The 17448-nt window shown below is 62.5% G+C and carries 18 protein-coding genes; 13 read left to right on the top strand and 5 right to left on the bottom strand.

Annotated elements, in window-relative coordinates; genetic code table 11:
• Positions 1–83: 83 nt before the first annotated feature.
• The 13 genes from nrfD (at position 84) to FRC98_RS06290 (ending at position 13274) form a co-directional block, all read left to right on the top strand.
• Positions 84–1523, top strand: coding sequence for an NrfD/PsrC family molybdoenzyme membrane anchor subunit (nrfD, locus tag FRC98_RS06345; protein WP_146980439.1), 1440 nt, complete (start codon positions 84–86; stop codon positions 1521–1523).
• Positions 1516–2403, top strand: coding sequence for a DUF3341 domain-containing protein (locus FRC98_RS06340; RefSeq protein WP_146980438.1), 888 nt, complete (start codon positions 1516–1518; stop codon positions 2401–2403). Before nrfD ends, FRC98_RS06340 begins: the two co-directional genes overlap by 8 nt.
• Before the next feature lie 4 nt (positions 2404–2407).
• Positions 2408–3040 carry a c-type cytochrome gene (locus tag FRC98_RS06335; RefSeq protein ID WP_230467336.1) on the top strand — a complete coding sequence of 211 codons (633 nt, stop codon included), beginning with the start codon at positions 2408–2410 and terminating at the stop codon, positions 3038–3040.
• A 70-nt stretch (positions 3041–3110) separates the two neighbouring features.
• Positions 3111–4373, top strand: a complete 1263-nt coding sequence (locus FRC98_RS06330; RefSeq protein WP_146980436.1) for a phospholipid-translocating P-type ATPase — start codon at positions 3111–3113, stop codon at positions 4371–4373.
• A gap of 59 nt (positions 4374–4432) precedes the next feature.
• Complete coding sequence (locus FRC98_RS06325; protein ID WP_146980435.1) at positions 4433–5839, top strand: c-type cytochrome; 1407 nt, start codon at positions 4433–4435, stop codon at positions 5837–5839.
• Positions 5840–5958: 119 nt separating this feature from the next.
• Positions 5959–7560, top strand: coding sequence for a cytochrome c oxidase subunit II (locus FRC98_RS06320; protein WP_230467335.1), 1602 nt, complete (start codon positions 5959–5961; stop codon positions 7558–7560).
• Between the two features lie 186 nt (positions 7561–7746).
• Positions 7747–9336: a cytochrome c oxidase subunit I gene (gene ctaD, locus FRC98_RS06315; RefSeq protein WP_347342153.1), complete on the top strand. Its 1590-nt coding sequence runs from the start codon at positions 7747–7749 to the stop codon at positions 9334–9336.
• Positions 9337–9425: 89 nt separating this feature from the next.
• Positions 9426–10067 (top strand): cytochrome c oxidase subunit 3, encoded by a 642-nt coding sequence (locus FRC98_RS06310; protein WP_146980432.1) that lies wholly within the window; start codon positions 9426–9428, stop codon positions 10065–10067.
• A gap of 52 nt (positions 10068–10119) precedes the next feature.
• Positions 10120–10458 carry a cytochrome C oxidase subunit IV family protein gene (locus tag FRC98_RS06305; RefSeq protein WP_146980431.1) on the top strand — a complete coding sequence of 113 codons (339 nt, stop codon included), beginning with the start codon at positions 10120–10122 and terminating at the stop codon, positions 10456–10458.
• Positions 10459–10683: 225 nt separating this feature from the next.
• Positions 10684–11697: a heme o synthase gene (locus tag FRC98_RS06300; RefSeq protein ID WP_146980430.1), complete on the top strand. Its 1014-nt coding sequence runs from the start codon at positions 10684–10686 to the stop codon at positions 11695–11697.
• Positions 11698–11713: 16 nt separating this feature from the next.
• Positions 11714–12301 carry a cytochrome c oxidase assembly protein gene (locus FRC98_RS06295; RefSeq protein WP_146980429.1) on the top strand — a complete coding sequence of 196 codons (588 nt, stop codon included), beginning with the start codon at positions 11714–11716 and terminating at the stop codon, positions 12299–12301.
• On the top strand, positions 12301–12471 hold the full coding sequence (locus FRC98_RS21355) for a hypothetical protein (protein ID WP_230467334.1): 171 nt from the start codon (positions 12301–12303) through the stop codon (positions 12469–12471). Before FRC98_RS06295 ends, FRC98_RS21355 begins: the two co-directional genes overlap by 1 nt.
• Entirely contained in the window at positions 12471–13274 is an 804-nt protein-coding gene (locus FRC98_RS06290) for an SURF1 family protein (RefSeq protein ID WP_146980428.1), read from the top strand. Before FRC98_RS21355 ends, FRC98_RS06290 begins: the two co-directional genes overlap by 1 nt.
• A gap of 38 nt (positions 13275–13312) precedes the next feature.
• Here FRC98_RS06290 and FRC98_RS06285 read toward each other — a convergent pair whose 3' ends face one another.
• From FRC98_RS06285 to FRC98_RS06265, 5 genes are all read right to left on the bottom strand, one after another.
• A complete protein-coding gene (locus FRC98_RS06285) occupies positions 13313–14773 on the bottom strand; it encodes a hypothetical protein (protein ID WP_146980427.1) in 1461 nt (486 codons plus the stop codon).
• Between the two features lie 217 nt (positions 14774–14990).
• On the bottom strand, positions 14991–15518 hold the full coding sequence (locus tag FRC98_RS06280) for an adenine phosphoribosyltransferase (RefSeq protein ID WP_146980426.1): 528 nt from the start codon (positions 15516–15518) through the stop codon (positions 14991–14993).
• Positions 15511–16317, bottom strand: a complete 807-nt coding sequence (gene surE / locus FRC98_RS06275) for a 5'/3'-nucleotidase SurE (protein WP_370469236.1) — start codon at positions 16315–16317, stop codon at positions 15511–15513. The genes FRC98_RS06280 and surE overlap by 8 nt, the downstream gene beginning before the upstream one ends.
• A 73-nt stretch (positions 16318–16390) precedes the next feature.
• Positions 16391–17014, bottom strand: a complete 624-nt coding sequence (locus FRC98_RS06270; protein WP_146980424.1) for a hypothetical protein — start codon at positions 17012–17014, stop codon at positions 16391–16393.
• 20 nt (positions 17015–17034) lie between these two features.
• Positions 17035–17325 (bottom strand): hypothetical protein, encoded by a 291-nt coding sequence (locus FRC98_RS06265; protein ID WP_115604214.1) that lies wholly within the window; start codon positions 17323–17325, stop codon positions 17035–17037.
• Positions 17326–17448: the final 123 nt, after the last annotated feature.

Raw genomic sequence — 17448 nt, 5'->3', positions numbered from 1 at the left:
CACCCATTGTTGTCGGGGCGCCGCATTCAAGGCGCCCCGGTCCCCCGATGTTTTGATCCACTGACGCTCCAAAGAGTTCCGGCATGAAACAGAGTGAACTACAGGGACGCCCCCGGGCAGCCGAAGCCGAAGGGCCTTTTGGCGGCCCGCTGGCCCGGCGAGAGCCCCTCGTCGCCGATAATAAGACCTGGGCGCAGGTCGATGATGACATCGCTCGCCATACCGAGGTGATGCCCACGGCCCGATGGTGGGCGGTGTTCGTGCCCTCGGTGTTGCTGATGCTTGTCTTCCTCAGCTCGCTGGGTGTTGCCATCGGTACCGGTATCGGTACCAGCGGCATCAGCCACCCGGTTGGCTGGGGTGTGTTCATCATCAACTTCGTCTTCTGGATTGGTATTGGACACGCCGGGACGCTGATCTCGGCCATCCTCTTCCTCTTCCGCCAGAACTGGCGTACGGCCATTAACCGCTCGGCCGAGGCGATGACGATCTTCGCCGTTATGGTCGCCGGTCTCTTCCCGCTTTTGCACACGGGTCGACCCTGGTTTGCCTACTGGCTCTTCCCGCTTCCCAACGGACGCGGACCGCTGTGGGTCAACTTCAACTCGCCGCTTCTGTGGGACGTCTTCGCGGTCTCGACCTACGCGACGATCTCGGTGGTCTTCTGGTACGTGGGCCTGGTCCCCGACCTGGCGACGATCCGCGACCGCGCCAAGCACCCGCTGCGCAAGAAGCTCTACGGCATCCTGAGCCTGGGCTGGACCGGTGGAAACCGCTCCTGGCGTCACTACGAGGCCGCCTACCTGATGCTGGCCGGTCTGGCCACGCCGCTGGTCCTCTCGGTGCACACGATCGTGTCCTTCGACTTCGCCGTCTCGGTGATTCCGGGCTGGCACACCACGATCTTCCCGCCCTACTTCGTGGCCGGCGCCATCTTCAGTGGCTTCGCGATGGTGCTCACGCTGACGATCATCCTGCGTCACGTCTTCGACCTGAAGAGCTACATCACCATCAACCACCTGGAAGCCATGGCCAAGGTCGTGCTGCTTACCAGTGGCGTGGTCGGCATCGCGTACCTCACCGAGTTCATCATCGCCTACTACTCGGCGGTTCCCGCGGAGCGCTTCCACTTCGCCAACCGTATGTTTGGCCCCTACGCCTGGTCGGCCTTCATCATGTACGGCTGCAACATGGTGGTCCCGCAGCTGCTGTGGTTCAAGAAGCTGCGTCGCTCCATCCCGGTGCTCTTCGTGCTCTCACTCTTTGTGAACCTGGGCATGTGGTTTGAGCGCTTCGTTATCGTCGTCACCGCGCTCCACCGCGACTTCGTGCCCAGCTCCTGGGGTATGTACAACTTCAAGGCGATGGACTGGCTTCTGACCATCGGGTCGTTCGGGATGTTCTTCACCCTCTTCCTGCTCTTCGCCCGCGTGCTGCCCACCATCACCATGTTCGAAGTCAAGGCTGTGATGTCGCCTGAAGAAGCTTCGCGCAAGAACCGTAAGGAGGTCGTCGGTGGCTAAGGACAAAGAGACCAAAGAAACGCTCGAAGAGACCAGCGCTGAGACCTCCGCCGAAGAAACGGAGACCAGCGCGACGGACGCAGAGAACACCGCTGTGAACGACGTTGAAACCACCAAAGCCGAAGAAGGCGCCGAGGAAAGCGAGGCTTCCGAACAAGCCGCCGCTACCGAAGAGAGCGACGCATCTGAGGATGCAGCCGCTCAAGAGGCCGCCGCTTCGGATGAAAACGAAGACGCTGAAGACTCGTCCGAGGAGAACTCCGACGACGAGGTTGAGGAGTCCCACGAAAGCCTCACTGTCGCCGGCAACGGCGCCAGTGACGCAGTGGTTCCCCCGGCCGCAGGCGACGTCACCAACGGTGAAGGCATGAAGGGCATCGCTGCTTACTTCGACCTGCCCGACGACCTGATGCTGGCTGCGGCCCACACCCGCGACTCCAAGTACGACGCCTTTGAGGCCTACTCGCCATTCCCCATCCACGGGATGGACGACGCGATGGGCCTGGGTCGCTCCTGGATTCCCTGGGTGACCTTCGGCGCCGGCTCGGCGGGCTTTCTGACCGCCAACGCTATTCAGTTCTTCATGATGACCTTTGACTGGCCGATGATCGTCGGCGGCAAGCCCTACGCCCCCTGGCCCTCTTTTGTGCCGATCATGTTCGAGTTGACGGTGCTCTTTGCCGGGGTCACCACCGCGATTGTGATGCTGATCGCGGCGGGCTGCTTCCGCAAACCCTTCATCATCGATCCGGAGATCACCAAAGACCGCTTCGTGCTTTGGATCTCCGCCGACGACGACGCTTTTGATGCCGAAGAGGTCCGAGGATTTCTCGAGACGCTCAATCCGGTTGAAATTCGAACCATCACGAAAGGCGCTTAATCTCATGAGCATTCCAAGCACGCTAAAAACTCGCGTCGCTGTGACCGCGCTGGCCCTCCTGGGCGCCTCGTTCGTGGGCTGCATCTATGAGGTAGGGATCCCGGCCGACGGCAGCAAACCCGTTGGTGAGCTCAACCCCATCGAGGGCATGCATAACCAGACGAGCTATAAGGATCAGGAAGCCCAGCCGGTCTTCCGCGACGATCAGTCCCCCGGTATGCGTCTTCCGCCCCCGGCCACCGTGCCGGTCGACGGGCAGCTTCGCCCGGCTCAGCCCAGCCCCGACGCCAGCGCACAGCTGGTCAACCCGGTGCCGGTTAACGCCCAGAGCCTGGAGTACGGTCGCTTCCTCTACCGCACCAACTGCGCGGTCTGTCACGGCACCGAAGGCGCCGCCGACGGCACCATCGTTGTCTCCGGAGCCTACGGCGCACCGCCGAGTCTCCTGACCGATAAGCTGCGCGGCTATGAGGACGGACGCATCTACCACGTAGTCACCTACGGCCAGGGCGCGATGTGGGCCTACAAAAATAACCTCACCGATATGGAGCGCTGGGCCGTGGTCAACTACGTGCGCGCCCTGCAGCGGGCCGACTTCCCCGAGCCCATCGACCTGGATCGGATGCGCGACCAGTAACCCCATTTGACTCACGGACGCGCACTGCGCTCTTTGAACGACCGTTGAATTAGCATAGAGGCAAACTCCAATGGCTCACTCATCTCACCACCACGACATCGCGCCGCCCAAGCGCTTCGAGCTCCCCGGGGGCTTTCAGACTGCCGGACTCGCGCTCTTTGTGCTGGGCCTTGTGGTCTTTGTGGTCGGTCTCCTTATGGGAGAGTACAACGCGGTGCGCGCCTGGCGCGGATACATCATCGGGTTCTGGTTTACGCTTAGCCTGGGACTCTCCGGCCCCTTCTTCATCGCCACGCAATATCTGGCGAAGGCCGGCTGGAGCGTCTCCATTCGACGCGTTCCCGAGGCCTTCGGTGCCTTCCTGCTGCCGGTGATCATCTTCGGTGCCATCGCCCTTCTCGGCGCTGAGACCCTCTTTAAGTGGCTCCCTGCCGACCCGGCCGAAAACCACTACATCGACGCGGTCGTCGCCGCGAAGAGTGGTTTCCTCAACTTCACCGGCATCGCGTTTACCACCATCGCGTCGACGCTTGCCTGGTTCGGCTTCTACAGCTGGATGCGTCGCAACAGCCTGAAGCAGGACGAAGTAGGCGGCTACAAGCTCACCCACACCAACATCTGGGTCAGCGCGGGCTTCCTCCTGGTCTTTGTCATCGGGTTCTCGTTCATGACCTGGTACTGGATCATGTCCTTCAACGCGCACTGGTACTCCACGATGTTCTCGGTCTACGCCTTCGCCGGCCTCTTCCAGTCTGGCCTGAGCGTGATGGTCCTGATCATCCTCTACCTCAAGCGCCGCGGCTACTTTGGTGATACCGTCGGTACCCAGCACATCCACGACATGGGCAAGCTGGTCTTCGCCTTCACCGTCTTCTACGCCTACATCGCGTTTAGCCAGTTCCTGCTGATCTGGTACGCAAACATTCCCGAGGCGGCCGAGTGGTATGTCCACCGGACGGAGAACGGCTGGGGCTTCTTCCTCTTCATCCTGCCCTTCATCAAGTTCATCATTCCCTTCCTTCTTCTGCTTCCTCAGGAGCATAAGAAGAACAAGAACAACATCCTGCAGTACGTGTGCGGATGGCTTATCCTGACCCAGCTCTACGAAGTCTGGCTCTGGGTTGCGCCCTACCCCGCCATCAAGGGTAGCTACTCCCCGCTGTGGCCGGTCTTTGAACTTCCGATCGCGCTGGGCTTTGTGGGCCTCTTCATCGTGGTCGTCGGCCGCGCGCTGGCCAAGCACAACCTGGTGCCGCTCAAAGATCCCTTCCTGGGCGAGAGCATCCCGCACTCCCACGACCACCTCATCTACCCCAACGGCAAGCCGGAGTGAGTTTCACTTCATCCGAACGCTCTTGAGGTTCTGGCATCCACGCTCTACGCAGTGACGTCATGAAAAACGCTACGCTTAAAAATGGTCTTAAAATCGCGCTGGTCACCGGCGGCATGGTCGCCCTGATCCCCACCGTCTACGGCCAGGGAATCGGGCTTCAGACCCTCGATCGCATGCTGGTGCCGACCCCCCAGAAGATCGAACGCGGGGAGAAGGTCTTCGCCGAACAGTGTGCCTCCTGCCACGGCGATCAGGGCCGTGGTGGTGCCGAGCTCGCTCAGCGCAACGGCGCTCAGGGCTTTGTCGGCACCCAGGTGGAACGCTCCGGTCTGGAGTCGATCTACAGCGTCGTCGCCCACGGCTACGCCTCCGAGAGCTTCGAGCACACGCCCTTCAATAACCTGTTCTTCCAGGATCAATGGGCGGTCTCGCACTACGTGCACAGCCTGATTGAGAACCCCAACCCGGTCCCGGCGGAGCTCTCTGAGCGTATCCGTCAGGAAGCCGAGTTCGGCGTCTGTGATCCGGAAATCCGTGTGGGCATCGCCGACCTTGTCGAGCCCTCGGGTGACGAGCAGTTGGCCAAGGGTGAAGAGATCTTCGCCCAGCAGTGTGCCTCCTGCCACGGCGCTCAAGGTAAAGGCGACGGCCCTGCCGGTGGTGCGCTCAACCCGCCTCCGCGTAACTTCGAAGCGCCGCCGGCCGACTGGACCAACGGCACCAGCGCGCTGGCTGTTTACAACACCCTCTTCGGCGGCATCTCGGGCACCTCGATGCCCGCCTACGGCCACCTCCCCGAAGAGGAGCTCTGGGCGCTGACGCACTATATTCGCGAAACCTTTGTGCCCGAGCAGAATCAGGAGCCGGCCACCGACGAGCAGGTCAACGCTGTCTGCCGTTCGCTGAGCGCCCCGCCGCGCCCCGACGCCATCCCGGTCAATGACGCGATGCGCTTCCTGGCGGCGGACGCCGCTGAGAATCGCATGATTCGCCTGGGACAGTACGGCGACCCGACCCTCGCCGCCGACGCCAACGCCGAGGCCGGACAGCAGGTCTACGGTCAGATGTGCGCCAGCTGCCACGGCAGCCAGGGCGCCGGCGCCCGCAACGTGGGACCCTACGGCGCGTTCCCGCCCTTCCTTTACATCAACGTGGGACGTCTCGTGCCTGCCTCGGTCGGTGGCACCTACCAGGACGTTGCTGCCCGCACCATCGGCGGCGTACACGCAACGCTTCCCAACATGACTCCGGCCGCGTCCCTCTCCGAGCAAAACTGGAAGGACCTCCAGGCCTACGTTGCCGGCTTTGAAGGCGAAGGCAGCGACCGGGTCACCACCGTGCAGCCCCTCGACGAGACCACCTCGCCGGCCGACACCACCGGTGAGATTCCCGCCGATGGCCAGGCCGAACCCGGCGCTGTTACGACTCCCGCTCCGGAAGCTCCGGCCGACGAGACGCAAAATTGAGATGATCGCCGTCTTCGGGCGGCGTGACCATTGACTTCACGCTCTGCGTTATGAACGCTTCAACCTCCAGTCAACCGTCGCAGATGCTGGGCCTCGCGCCTTCGACGAACGGCAACCTTATGAGTAAAAAAACCATGAGCGGCTATTTTAACCCTCGCCACCTCAAGCGCGCAGCGCTGCTCGTCGCGCTCACCCTGGCGCTGCTGATCCCGGCGACCGCGTTTGCGGTCCCCGGCTCCGGGGAGTTCATCGCCCACTACACCCAGAACGGTCGCGAGATGACCGGCCTCTACAACATGATCGCCAAGATCTGTCTTGGAGTGCTGATCCTTGTTGAGGTTGTGCTGGTTGCGGCGATCTTCAAGTTCCGCCGTCGCAGTGACGACGAGCGCCCGGTTCAGAATCACGGCAACCTGGTGCTGGAAATCGGTTGGACCACCGCCGCCGCGCTTTTCCAGATCTGGATCGGCGTCGCTACCATCAACGTCATGTTCGCCACCGAGGTCATCCCCGACGATATCGACATGACCGTCGAGGCCGTGGCCTACCAGTGGGACTGGCAGTTTGTGTACCCCGACCACGGGGGCCTGGTGCACAGCGACCTTGTGGTGCCGGCCAACACCAACGTGAAGCTCGAGGTGACCTCTCGCGACGTTATTCACTCCATCTTTGTGCCCGACCTGGGCATCAAGATGGACGCTGTGCCCGGCCGCTTCAACTACTGGTGGTTCCGCGCTGACGGCCCGGTCAATCAGGTTCGCGTCGATGAGTTCGCCACCGTAGAACGTCAGGAGCGCGAGTACGTGACGACCCGTCCGGACTTCATGCAAACCCGTCCGGACGCCACCGCCAAAAACACCTCCGGCCTTGAGCGTCGCGTCACCTACCTGGGCCGCTCGCGTACCGTCGAAGAGGTCTCTCCTTACGCGAAGTACAGCGCCATCGAATACCAGGGCACCTGCACCGAGCTCTGCGGTCTGGGCCACTGGGACATGTACTTCCGCGCGGTGGTCATGACGCCGTCGAGCTTCCGCCAGTGGGTCTTCGATATGCAGAACGCGGTGACCGAAGCCAACGGCCCCGACGTCTTCGCCGCGCGCTGCGCCACCTGCCACGGTGAGAGCGGCCAGGGCCAGGGCGACCAGTTCCCCACCCTCGTGGGTGCGGCCCGCGTTGTCGAAGAGGGTCAGAAAGACTCCCACATCCAGCTCGTACTGCAGGGCAAAGGCGTGATGCCGGCCTTCGGTCAGATCCTCAACGACGCGGAAGTCACTGCCGTCGTCAACCACGAGCGTCTCAGCTGGGGTAACGCCGGCGGTGAGGTCACCGACGAGGATGTTGCTCGAGTGCGCGAATCTCTGGGCCTTCCGCCCTTCCCGGCTGGCGGCGTCGAGCCGACCCCGACCCCGGATCTGATGGCCGCTGGCGAGCGCATCTTTGAGAGCTGCGTCAGCTGCCACGGTCGCGACGGGCAAGGCCCCGACTACATCCCCTCGCTGGCCGGCAACAGCAAGGTCAACGGCGACGTCGCCGCACTCGCTGAGCTTCTCATTAAGGGCGCCGACAGCGACCAGTGGCCTGGCGAGAAGACCCCGGTGGCTCGCTCCATGACCGACTTCCAGCTGGCCTCGTTGCTCACCTACCTGCGCGGCTCCTTCGGCAACGAGAGCGATCCGGTGCAGCCCGGCGACATCGAGCGGATCCGACGCGACATGAACTGATACGATTGAGTTTGGCGCCCGCTGAGGGCGCCCTATCGATAGACTTACACTTGGGGGAGCCCCCGGCTCCCCATGCAGGCTAAAAAAGCGGCGAGGCATCGCATCATGGAAATCAAGGCCAAAGGTTACCTGTCTCCTCTCTCCGAAGAGGCCAAGACCTCCCTGTGGGTCTACCTCAAGGAATGGATGTGCACGACGGACGCCAAGCGTATCGGGGTGCTCTACCTGCTCTTCGCCACCTTTATGGCGCTCTGGGGCGGCATCCTCTCAGTCATCATCCGGTTGGAGCTGGCCGCACACGGCCCGCACATCATCACCGACGCGTCCTTCTACAACGCGCTTCCGGGGATGCACGCCACCGCGATGATCTTCTTCTTTATCATCCCGGCATTTACCGGGGTGGCCAACTTCGTGGTGCCTATCCAGATCGGCGCGCCCGACATGGCCTTCCCCAAGCTGAACCTGGCGGCGTTCTGGATCCTGCCCCCGGCGGCCATCCTGACCTTTGCCGGCTTCTTCATGAACAGCCTGCCTGAGTTCGGCTGGACGGCGTACCCGCCGCTCTCCAACTCGGTCTACTCTCCCATCTGGGGTGCGGACTTCTGGGTTATCGGCCTGATTCTCGTCGGCGTGAGCTCGACGCTGGGTGCGGTCAACTTCCTTGCGACCGTCTTCAACATGCGCTGCAAGGGCATGAAGATGTTCCAGCTGCCGCTCTTCACCTGGGCGATGACCGTCACCAGCTTCCTGATCCTGGCGGCCACCCCGGTACTCACCAGCGCGCTGCTGATGCTCACCTTCGAGCGTATGTTCCCCGGCGTCTTCTACTTCTTCAATCCGGCCGGCGGTGGTGACCCGATCCTCTACCAGCACCTCTTCTGGTTCTACTCCCACCCGGCCGTGTACATCATGATCCTGCCCGGCTTCGGCATGGTCAGCGAAGTGATCACCGTGTTCAGCCGCAAGCACATCTTCGGTTATGTGCTGATGGTCTGGTCGATGATCGCCATCGCGGTGCTCGGCTTCCTGGTCTGGGCGCACCACATGTTCGCCACCGGTATCGCACTTGAGATTCGCGTGGGCTTTATGTTCCTCACCATGCTCATCGCGGTGCCCACCGGCATCAAGATCTTCAGCTGGCTTGCCACGATGTGGGGCGGCTCGATCAAATTCGATACCCCGATGCTCTACGCCACCGGGTTCCTGGCGATGTTCACCATCGGCGGTCTCTCCGGGGTTGTGCTGGCCAGCGTGCCGGTCGACATCCAGCTTCACGACACCTACTACGTCGTCGCCCACATCCACTATGTGCTCGTGGCCGGCTCGCTGATGACTGCCTTTGCCGGCGTGTACTTCTGGTTCCCGAAGATCACCGGCCGCTTCTACAACGAGCTGCTCGGCAAGGTGCACTTCTGGCTGACGGCCATCTTCATCAACGTGACCTTCTTCGTGCAGCACTGGCTGGGCATGAAGGGTATGCCGCGCCGCTATTACGACTACGATCCGGCGTTCGAGCTGGCCAACATGGTCTCCTCGGTCGGCTCGGTGGTCCTCTTCCTGGCGCAGTTCATCTTCATCGCCAACATGCTCTGGAGCATGCGCAACGGTAAGATTGCCGAGGGCAACGCCTGGAAGGACGGCTTTACGCTTGAGTGGCAAATCACCTCGCCGCCGGATCACCACAACTTCCACCATGAGCCCTACTGGAAGCCGCTGATTCGCCAGCACGTCGGCCCCGACCAGCCCGGCGGCCTGTGGCATCGCTACGACGACTGATCTTCGCAGGGGGCGGCGCCGCTCAACTACGCGGCGCCTCTCACCTCGGTCTCACCTGATTTAAGCTATTGACTTAAGAGGTCCTTGAAATGGCATCACAAAACGCCTCCCTTGCGGCAGACTCCATGGTCGGTGAAGAGTCGTTGGGTGTATCCAACGGCAAGCTGGGCATGTGGGCATTTCTGGTCATGGACGCCATGACCTTCGCCGGCCTGCTCGCTGGCTACGCCCGCCTGCGCTGGACGCCCGGCAGCGACTGGCCGCTTCCCATCGAAGCGTTCGGTTTCACCGGCATTCAGCTCACCGCGCTCAACACCTTCATCCTGATCTGCTCCAGTGTCTCGATGGTCCACGTGCTCGCCGAGCAGATGCGCGGCAATATGGAGCGCGCCAAGAAGTGGATGCTCTTCACCATCTTCGGCGGACTGGTCTTCCTGGGCATCCAGGGCTTTGAGTGGACCCACCTGATCATGGACATGTGGCCCTACCTCTTCGATGAGGGCTACGAGGCCGCCTACAGCGTGAACTTCGCGGCGACCTTCTTCATCCTGACCGGTTTCCACGGCCTGCACGTCTCGGTGGGTGTGATCTACAACCTGATCATCTACCTGGGCCTGCGCAGCGGGAAGATCACCAAAGACGACACCTCGGTGGTCGAGATCGCCGGGCTCTACTGGCACTTCGTTGACCTGGTGTGGATTCTCGTCTTCACCTTCGTCTACCTGATCTGAAAGGTGCCCCGGCGCCTTGTGATACGAATCAACGCTTTCACAGGACTTTGACATGGCTTCTCACGACGCAACGAGTGATCCGAATGCGGGCTGGGGCTGGGGGTTTGACTTCCTCTACAGCCAGTACATGTGGGTTTGGCTGGCGCTGCTCATCCTGACCCTGGTCGAGGTGGTCATCCCCGAGCCGGAGATCGTCGGACTGAGCTTTCAGTTCTCGCGCCCCTTTGTTGTGATCTCGCTCATCAGCCTGGCGCTGGTGAAGACCTGGATGGTCGCCTGGTACTACATGCACCTGATCGCGGAGCGCCCCTCGATCATCCTGATTGCATGCGCGCCCTTCCTCTTCTCGCTCTTTTTGACGATCGGCATCTTCCCCTGGAACGGGGGCTGATCGTAGGAGGCCTCCGACACTTTCGTCGGAGGGTTCAGGGCATCCCACACCCCGCGCTTTCTACACAGGAAGCCGCGGGGTGTTTTTTTATGCGTCGAACATCGCGACAATTTGCCCTCTTGGCTTGAAAGTCACCGCTGCGCATGATTAGTTTGCGGCGCTGTGGGCTTTCCAATTATCAGCCCGGATCCCTCCCGCTCTACCCCCCTTCTAAGAGTCTGGCCGATGCATGGCGTTCAACGTTTTCTTTTTCTGGCGCGCGAGTTTGCGCAGCTGACCAAGCCGGGCATTCTTCGCCTGCTGGTGATCACGCAGTTCTGCACGATGCTGGTCGCCGCCGGGGGCGTGCCCGACCTGTGGACCGCCATCTGGGCGACGCTGGGCACCGTGATGATCTGCGGCAGCGCCAACACCATCAACATGGTCTGGGATCAGGACATCGACGGGCTGATGGGCCGAACGGCGCACCGACCGCTGGTTGTGGGCACGATTAAGCCCGCCCACGCCCTGCTCTTCTCGGGAGCTCTGGGCCTGGGCGCTGTGCTGATCCTGACCTTCCTGGTCAACCCGCTCGCCGCGCTGATGGGCATCGCCGGACACGCCTATTATGCGGTCATTTACACGATGTGGCTCAAGCGCAGCACCCCGCAGAACATCGTCATTGGCGGTGCTGCCGGCGCCTTCCCGGCGCTTATCGGCTGGGCGGCGGTCACCGGCGAGTTGAGCCTGACGGCATGGCTTATCTTCGCGATTGTCTTCTTCTGGACCCCGCCGCATTTCTGGGCGCTGGCGCTCTATAAAGACGTCGAGTACGGCAAGGCCAACGTGCCGATGATGCCCAACGTGCGCGGCCATCACACCACCAAGCTGCAGATGCTCATCTACATGCTGCTTCTGCTGGGAACCTCACTGGCGCTGAGCCTGACCGGTGATGTGGGCCTGATCTATCTTGTGGCCGCGGTCATTCTTGGTGCCGGCTTTACCTACTGCTGCATCCGCGCTGCGTTTGATACCACCGACTACTGGGCCAAACGCACCTTTGCCTTTTCGATCATCTACCTGGGTCTGCTCTTCGCGGCGATGTCCTTCGACAGCCTCCAGACCCATTACTTCACCGAGCGTCACTACCTGGCGGCGATCGAGCGCGATGCCGATCGCATGCGCGCGGAGCAGGACATCGATGAGATTCGTCGCCTGCACAACAGCGCCTCAGCGCCCGTGCTGACCTCGACCCCCTGAGCCCGGAGTGCCTCTGATGGCGAGCTCACCGCATAACGTTCCCACCTCGGAGATGGCCGAGAAAAACGCCCGACTTGGCAAGTGGTTTATCGGCGTCATCGTCGGGATGTTCGTTCTGGGATTTGCGTCCATTCCCCTCTACCGCTGGGTCTGCGCACAGACCGATCCGGGCGGTTCGGCCTATTTTAATGGCGAGGCCGACTCCTACGAGGGTGTGGTGGTCGATGAAAGCCGCCAGATTCGCGTGCGTTTCGCGACCAATGTTGAGCGCCAGCTGCCCTGGTCTTTCAACGTCGCCGAGAAGCACGCCACGGTTCACCCCGGCGAGAAGCGCCTGGTGAGCTTCACCGCGTATAACAACGCGCCCTATCCGGTGAAGGGAAAAGCGGTCTACGACATCAACCCGCCCGAGGCTGCGCCCTACTTTAAGAAGATCGAGTGCTTCTGTTTCGTGGAGCAAACCATCGACGGGGAGTCGAAGTACGAGCTGCCGCTCTACTTCTGGTTTGACCCGGAGTTGCCCGAACACGTGACCGAGGTCACCCTGGCTTACACCTTCTTCAGCGCCGACAGCTCCATGACCCGCGCCAGTCGAGAGAAGTGATGAGCGATGAGCAACCCGCTAAATCGACCGAAGACTCAGTCCCCCGGCCGGGCGCATTTCAGGTCGATGATGAGACTCGGCGTCGTAATCGTCTCACCGCGATCATCATCACCGTGCTTGTGCTGATCATGATCCTCGTGGGCACCCGTCACCAGCTCTTTGGTCCTTGATGGCATCCCGTCGTTTTAAAGCACCGGGGGTAGTCGCCACGCTCTTCGCACTCCTGGGCCTTGCGATCCTGGTGTGGCTGGGCACCTGGCAGAGCATCCGCTACCAGGAGAAGTCCGCTGCCGAGTCGCAGCAGGATGCGCTGGCCGACGCAACGCCACGCGCCGTCACCTCCCTCGACGCTCTCAACAGTGGCGAGCTGGACTTTCACCCGGTGACCTTGCGTGGGGAGTTTGCCGCCGAGCCCTCCTTTCTGATCAAGCATCGCATTTATCAGGGGAAACCGGGCTACTGGCTGGTCAGCCCGCTGGTAATGGAGAGCGGAGAGGCCGTGCTGGTGAACCGGGGTTGGCTTCCTTATGAGAAAGGTGAGGCCACGGCTTCTGCGATCATCGCAGGCACCGCTGGCGAGCAGAAGCTGCATGGTCTTGTTCACTACCTGGACTACGTCGTAGCCGACACACCCACACGAGATGCCCTGAAGAAGGGAGAGCGCGACACCACACTGGTCTTCTGGGACTCCTACGACACCGAAGGTATGCACCAGGCCATCGAGGCTCCCACGCCCTCGCGTGCCGTCATCGTGACGCTCTCCGAAGATCACTCCGGCTCGCCATACCCCATCGCCAGCTACGCGCATATCACCGAGCCCTACCTGACCGCCGAGAAGCATTTCGGTTATGCCCTGACCTGGTACAGCCTGGCAGTCGCGCTTATCGCGATCTATGTCGCGGCTGGCTTCGGGGCGCTCAAAGCGCACGCGATGGCGCCTCGTGAAGACGGGCAGGTTGATTCGCATTCCTGACTCGTCGCATGCGGTGCGGTTCCCCCCTGCCTCGCCAGCTAGAAACGCCCTCCCCACCCCAGCGTTGTCCCGTCCGGCCCTACGCTCACGTCGAATCCCGACATTGAGCCTTGCGGGTGTGCGTCATGGCCCACGCCGTCGATGATGAGCGCTCCGAGCACCGCGGCTCCGACCCCCAGCGTGATGCCGGCACCCAGGCGATGAAGATTGAGCGAGCGCGAGCGTGCGAGACGCTCTTCTTCCGAGGTGAAGTCCATCGCCTGTGTAGACTCGCAGCTCACCCAGGAGTCACCGCCGGTTTGCGCCGAGCAGTTGTAGCGATGTTGCGCCATCAGCGTGTAACCGAGCCAGGCGCCCCCGGCGAGCATCAGGGTGGTGGGGGCAGCCCACGCGACGGGACCGGGGGAAGATGGGGCGGGAGAAAGCGCAACCGGATCGGGCCGCCCCGGGTCGCCCGCGGCTTCGTAGAGCTCGGGCAGTACCGCTCCGAGTGCGCGATGTGCGGCCTGCGTGTCGTTAAAATCGATCAGCACCGCGTTGTATTCGTCATCCACTGTGGCGCTCCACAGACACGCCTGCCCCTCTTTGATCGACTCGATCGGGCCGCAGTAGTCGCCAGTTCCCAGAAGCACGATCTCATCCACCTGACGCGTGTTGGCCATGGAGCGCATATCCTCAGCGCCAACATGTATTCCCGGGTGGGCAGACGGCCAGTATCCCACGCTATGCTCTCCCGGGGTGAATCCGCCCACGCTCCAGGCGGCTTCCCCAAGAACCGTCTCTCCTCCGCAGTCGGCTGAGAAGACGTAGCGCTGCCCGGGCTTGACGCGAAGTCTCGACACTCCCACCTTTTGGCCGAATACAAGTACCGGACAATCCCAGTGGTCTTGCACGTTGATGGTGAGGGTTGTCTCGTAGGTAGCGAGCTTCTGGCGGGCAACCTCCCACATCTCAGCAACTTCCGGGGGCCAGCGCCTTGTGAGAATGGATCGCGCCACAAAGGTATAGGCAAGTCGCTCGATCAGGTGTTGGGCGCGCTCCTTATGCCCCATATCCAGAAGCGCTCGCGCCAGGTAGAGCCCCGCGCTCCGCACGAACACGGCCGCGTCCATGTCGCCCCCCCACGCTTCAGGCACATCGAGCATGCGTTGCACCCGGCCATCGAGCATGGCGGCTGCGGCCTGCGCTCCCTCATAAAAGTACGCATGCTCGGCGGCCTCAGCCCACGTGATGATCTCGTCGCGATACTCCGGCGAGATGTCGGGAAGCCCGTGGTAGTCATCCACGACCTGCACCGACGACCAGGAGCGCAAGAGCTCGGCTGCCGCCTGCGCCGCCTCCAGGTCCTCCTCGTACGTAAGGAGGGAGACCACGGTCACCCGGGCCCGGGTCTCAGCAGTCGGTGCCCAGGGCTCGACCTGGGCCTGCGCCCCGCCGGCGAAGCTCTGCACCAAACCCACCACCCCCACCGCCAACACCCACGCCACCGCTGATCGCATCTCGCCTCCCAACACCAGAGAAATCCCACAGCCCGACCATCGGGCTCTCGTCTGTTATCGGGTGCTGAACGGGACTTTTGCGTGACTTAACATTTATTTACACAACAGGTGCGCTCTACCACCAAAAAACCCGCCTTGCGCGGGCAAGGCGGGTTTTGAGTTTTGCGCGGAGTGAGGGGGCGCGCTTTCGGCGCCCCCCAATGGCGATCTCCCGAGCTCAGAAGACGGTCAGCGCATGGTAGGGCACGCCATGAAGGCGTTTGGAGCCCTCCAGAAAGCCCAGCTCCACCAGGAAGGCACACTCCACCACCACCGCGCCAAGCTCCTGCACCAGGGCGATGGTGGCGCCACAGGTGCCGCCGGTCGCCAGCAGGTCGTCGACGACCACGACACGGTCGCCGGGCGCGAGCGCATCGGTGTGCATCTCGACGCGGTCGGTGCCGTACTCCAGGGTGTAGTCGACGCCAATGCGCTTGTAAGGGAGCTTTCCGGGTTTACGCACCAGGGTCAGCCCCACGCCCAGGGCGTGAGCCAGCGCCGCGCCGAAGATAAAGCCGCGGCTCTCAATGCCGACGATCGCGCTGATGTTTTGCGCAGCGTAACGCTCGCGCCAGGCTTCAATGATCTCGCGAAAGAGCATCCCATCGGAGAGCACCGGGGTGATGTCTTTAAAGACGATGCCCTCTTTGGGGAAGTCGGGCACATCGCGCAGGGTGCTGCGAACTTTGCTGGCGAGATCAGACATCGGTGTCTCCGGGGGAACCGTCCAAACGGGGGTCGGTGAGAGGTTGGAGCGCGTCCCACTGACGCAGCTCGTTGAGGAATCGGTAATGGGTCAGGTCGAGGTCGACCGGGCTTAAACTGATATGGCCTTCGGCCACCACGTTGCAGTCGCTGCCGGGCATATCATCAAAGCCCAGCTCGGAGCCACCCAACCAGTAGTAGGGCAGGTGTCGCGGATCTTCTTTGGCGACGACCTGGCGGCCGTAGTTTCGCCGGCCCAGCTTGCTCACGCGCACGCCGGAGCTCCCGCTCAGCTCGGGAGGAAAGTTCACGTTGAGAAAGGAGGCCCGCGGCATGCCTTCTTTGAGGGCGCCTGCGGCGATGCGGCGCGCCCAGGTGGCGAGCAGCTCGGCGTTCATCGCCCCGCGGCCGGCCTGGCTGAACGCGATCGAGGGCACATCTGAGAGCGTCGCTTCAATCGCCGCGGCCACTGTACCGCTGTAGAGGACATCATCGCCCAGGTTTGCGCCGTGGTTGATGCCGCTGACACAGAGATCGGGCCGCCGTGGCAGCGCGTGGTTGAGCGCGATGTAGACGCAGTCCGTCGGGGTGCCACTGACCGCAAGACGGCCCGGCGCGCGCTCATCGATGCGCAGGGGCTGGCGCAGGCTGATAGCCCCGCTCACCGCGCTCTGCTCGGTGGCGGGCGCCACGACCCAGACCTCACCAAGGTCGGACATGGCGTCGGCCAGGATGTTGATGCCGGTCGCATCAATGCCATCGTCGTTGGAGACGAGAATCAGGGGGCGAGTCACGGGGATCCTTCACATGTGGACACAGGGATGGCGAGGGGATGGAGCGTCGCCGGTTGCCGGCCCGGGGCGGACGGGAACTTCAGCCGCCCTGCCCCAGCGAGACCTTCATGAGATAAAGCGCCTCGCGGGCGGCGTTGGCCACAAGCTGGCTCTCAATCGGCTCTTCTTCCACCGGCTTGATGGCCTCACCGGGCCCCACCTCAAAGGAGTCGTTGAGGCTTAAGCCGACCAGCTGGTCGAGAAACTCCGCTCGCGTCAGCGCGCGCGCGCCGCGGTAGTCGAACAGGCGCACACGTTTGACGCGACCGCGGGCGTCGACGCCGATGCCAACCTCAATCCGCACCACGTTGCCTTCGAGAAGTCGCGACTCCACGCGCGGATCGATAAAGAGCGCAACGCCCAGAAACTTACGTTTGCCGGAGGACTCGTCGACGGCGATGTAGAACTCCGGGTTGCGATCTTCGGGGTAAAGCTCAAAACCCAGCTCCGCTTCGATCTGGGCGACCTCGGCATCGGTATAGCTGTCGCGGCGGCGCAGAAAATCGGTGGCGTCGGGGAAGATCTCCTGGAGGTAACCCCGGGTGATTTCCCAGCTACCGAAGTTCGCCAGGTGGGCCTCGGCCGGCGCAGGCTCCGCCAGGAGCAGCGTGCCCCCGAGCAGCGCGCCGGCGGCCAGACGCATCATCGTGGAGAGGTGTCGCATCACATCAACCCGGGCCAGGTTCAGCCCTCATTATCGGTGTTCTTTTTCTGGGCACGCTTGAGCGAGTCGACCTGACGGTTGAGGCGGTCGAGCTCGCGCTTCATGGTGCGCAGGTCGTCGCGGGTGGCCAGGTTGAAGCGTTTGGCAAACTCATCGCGCTTCTCATCCAGGCCGTTCTTAATCTCGAAGGAGGCGCGGAAGGCTTTGCTCACGCCTTTTTGCACCTTTTCGTTGTTCATGATCTTTTGCGCCGTGGGGCTCTGCAGCGCCTTGAGCGCGTTGTTGACGAGATCGTCTTTCCAGCTGGCCATGGTCTCGCTCCTGGGAGGTCGTCGGGTACCCGAAAGTCTGCCGCGCAGAGCGGCTGAATCGGCGCTGAACATTGCCCTGAGCCCCCCAAAAGTCAAGGCGGCGGGTGCCAACGCCCGCCGGGC

This window comes from Lujinxingia vulgaris (assembly GCF_007997015.1).
Lineage (GTDB): Bacteria > Myxococcota_A > Bradymonadia > Bradymonadales > Bradymonadaceae > Lujinxingia > Lujinxingia vulgaris.
The sequence above is the reverse complement of the archived record's forward strand: the minus strand, read 5'-3'. Positions and strand labels throughout refer to the sequence as shown.

What these genes read in the sequence shown, in the direction of transcription:
- nrfD (WP_146980439.1), top strand. Translation starts at nt 84, where the DNA reads ATGAAACAGAGTGAACTACAGGGACGCCCCCGGGCAGCCGAAGCCGAA.
- FRC98_RS06335 (WP_230467336.1), top strand. Translation starts at nt 2,408, where the DNA reads ATGAGCATTCCAAGCACGCTAAAAACTCGCGTCGCTGTGACCGCGCTG.
- FRC98_RS06330 (WP_146980436.1), top strand. Translation starts at nt 3,111, where the DNA reads ATGGCTCACTCATCTCACCACCACGACATCGCGCCGCCCAAGCGCTTC.
- FRC98_RS06325 (WP_146980435.1), top strand. Translation starts at nt 4,433, where the DNA reads ATGAAAAACGCTACGCTTAAAAATGGTCTTAAAATCGCGCTGGTCACC.
- FRC98_RS06320 (WP_230467335.1), top strand. Translation starts at nt 5,959, where the DNA reads ATGAGTAAAAAAACCATGAGCGGCTATTTTAACCCTCGCCACCTCAAG.
- ctaD (WP_347342153.1), top strand. Translation starts at nt 7,747, where the DNA reads ATGTGCACGACGGACGCCAAGCGTATCGGGGTGCTCTACCTGCTCTTC.
- FRC98_RS06310 (WP_146980432.1), top strand. Translation starts at nt 9,426, where the DNA reads ATGGCATCACAAAACGCCTCCCTTGCGGCAGACTCCATGGTCGGTGAA.
- FRC98_RS06305 (WP_146980431.1), top strand. Translation starts at nt 10,120, where the DNA reads ATGGCTTCTCACGACGCAACGAGTGATCCGAATGCGGGCTGGGGCTGG.
- FRC98_RS06300 (WP_146980430.1), top strand. Translation starts at nt 10,684, where the DNA reads ATGCATGGCGTTCAACGTTTTCTTTTTCTGGCGCGCGAGTTTGCGCAG.
- FRC98_RS06295 (WP_146980429.1), top strand. Translation starts at nt 11,714, where the DNA reads ATGGCGAGCTCACCGCATAACGTTCCCACCTCGGAGATGGCCGAGAAA.
- FRC98_RS21355 (WP_230467334.1), top strand. Translation starts at nt 12,301, where the DNA reads ATGAGCGATGAGCAACCCGCTAAATCGACCGAAGACTCAGTCCCCCGG.
- FRC98_RS06290 (WP_146980428.1), top strand. Translation starts at nt 12,471, where the DNA reads ATGGCATCCCGTCGTTTTAAAGCACCGGGGGTAGTCGCCACGCTCTTC.
- FRC98_RS06285 (WP_146980427.1), bottom strand. Translation starts at nt 14,773, where the DNA reads ATGCGATCAGCGGTGGCGTGGGTGTTGGCGGTGGGGGTGGTGGGTTTG.
- FRC98_RS06280 (WP_146980426.1), bottom strand. Translation starts at nt 15,518, where the DNA reads ATGTCTGATCTCGCCAGCAAAGTTCGCAGCACCCTGCGCGATGTGCCC.
- FRC98_RS06270 (WP_146980424.1), bottom strand. Translation starts at nt 17,014, where the DNA reads ATGCGACACCTCTCCACGATGATGCGTCTGGCCGCCGGCGCGCTGCTC.
- FRC98_RS06265 (WP_115604214.1), bottom strand. Translation starts at nt 17,325, where the DNA reads ATGGCCAGCTGGAAAGACGATCTCGTCAACAACGCGCTCAAGGCGCTG.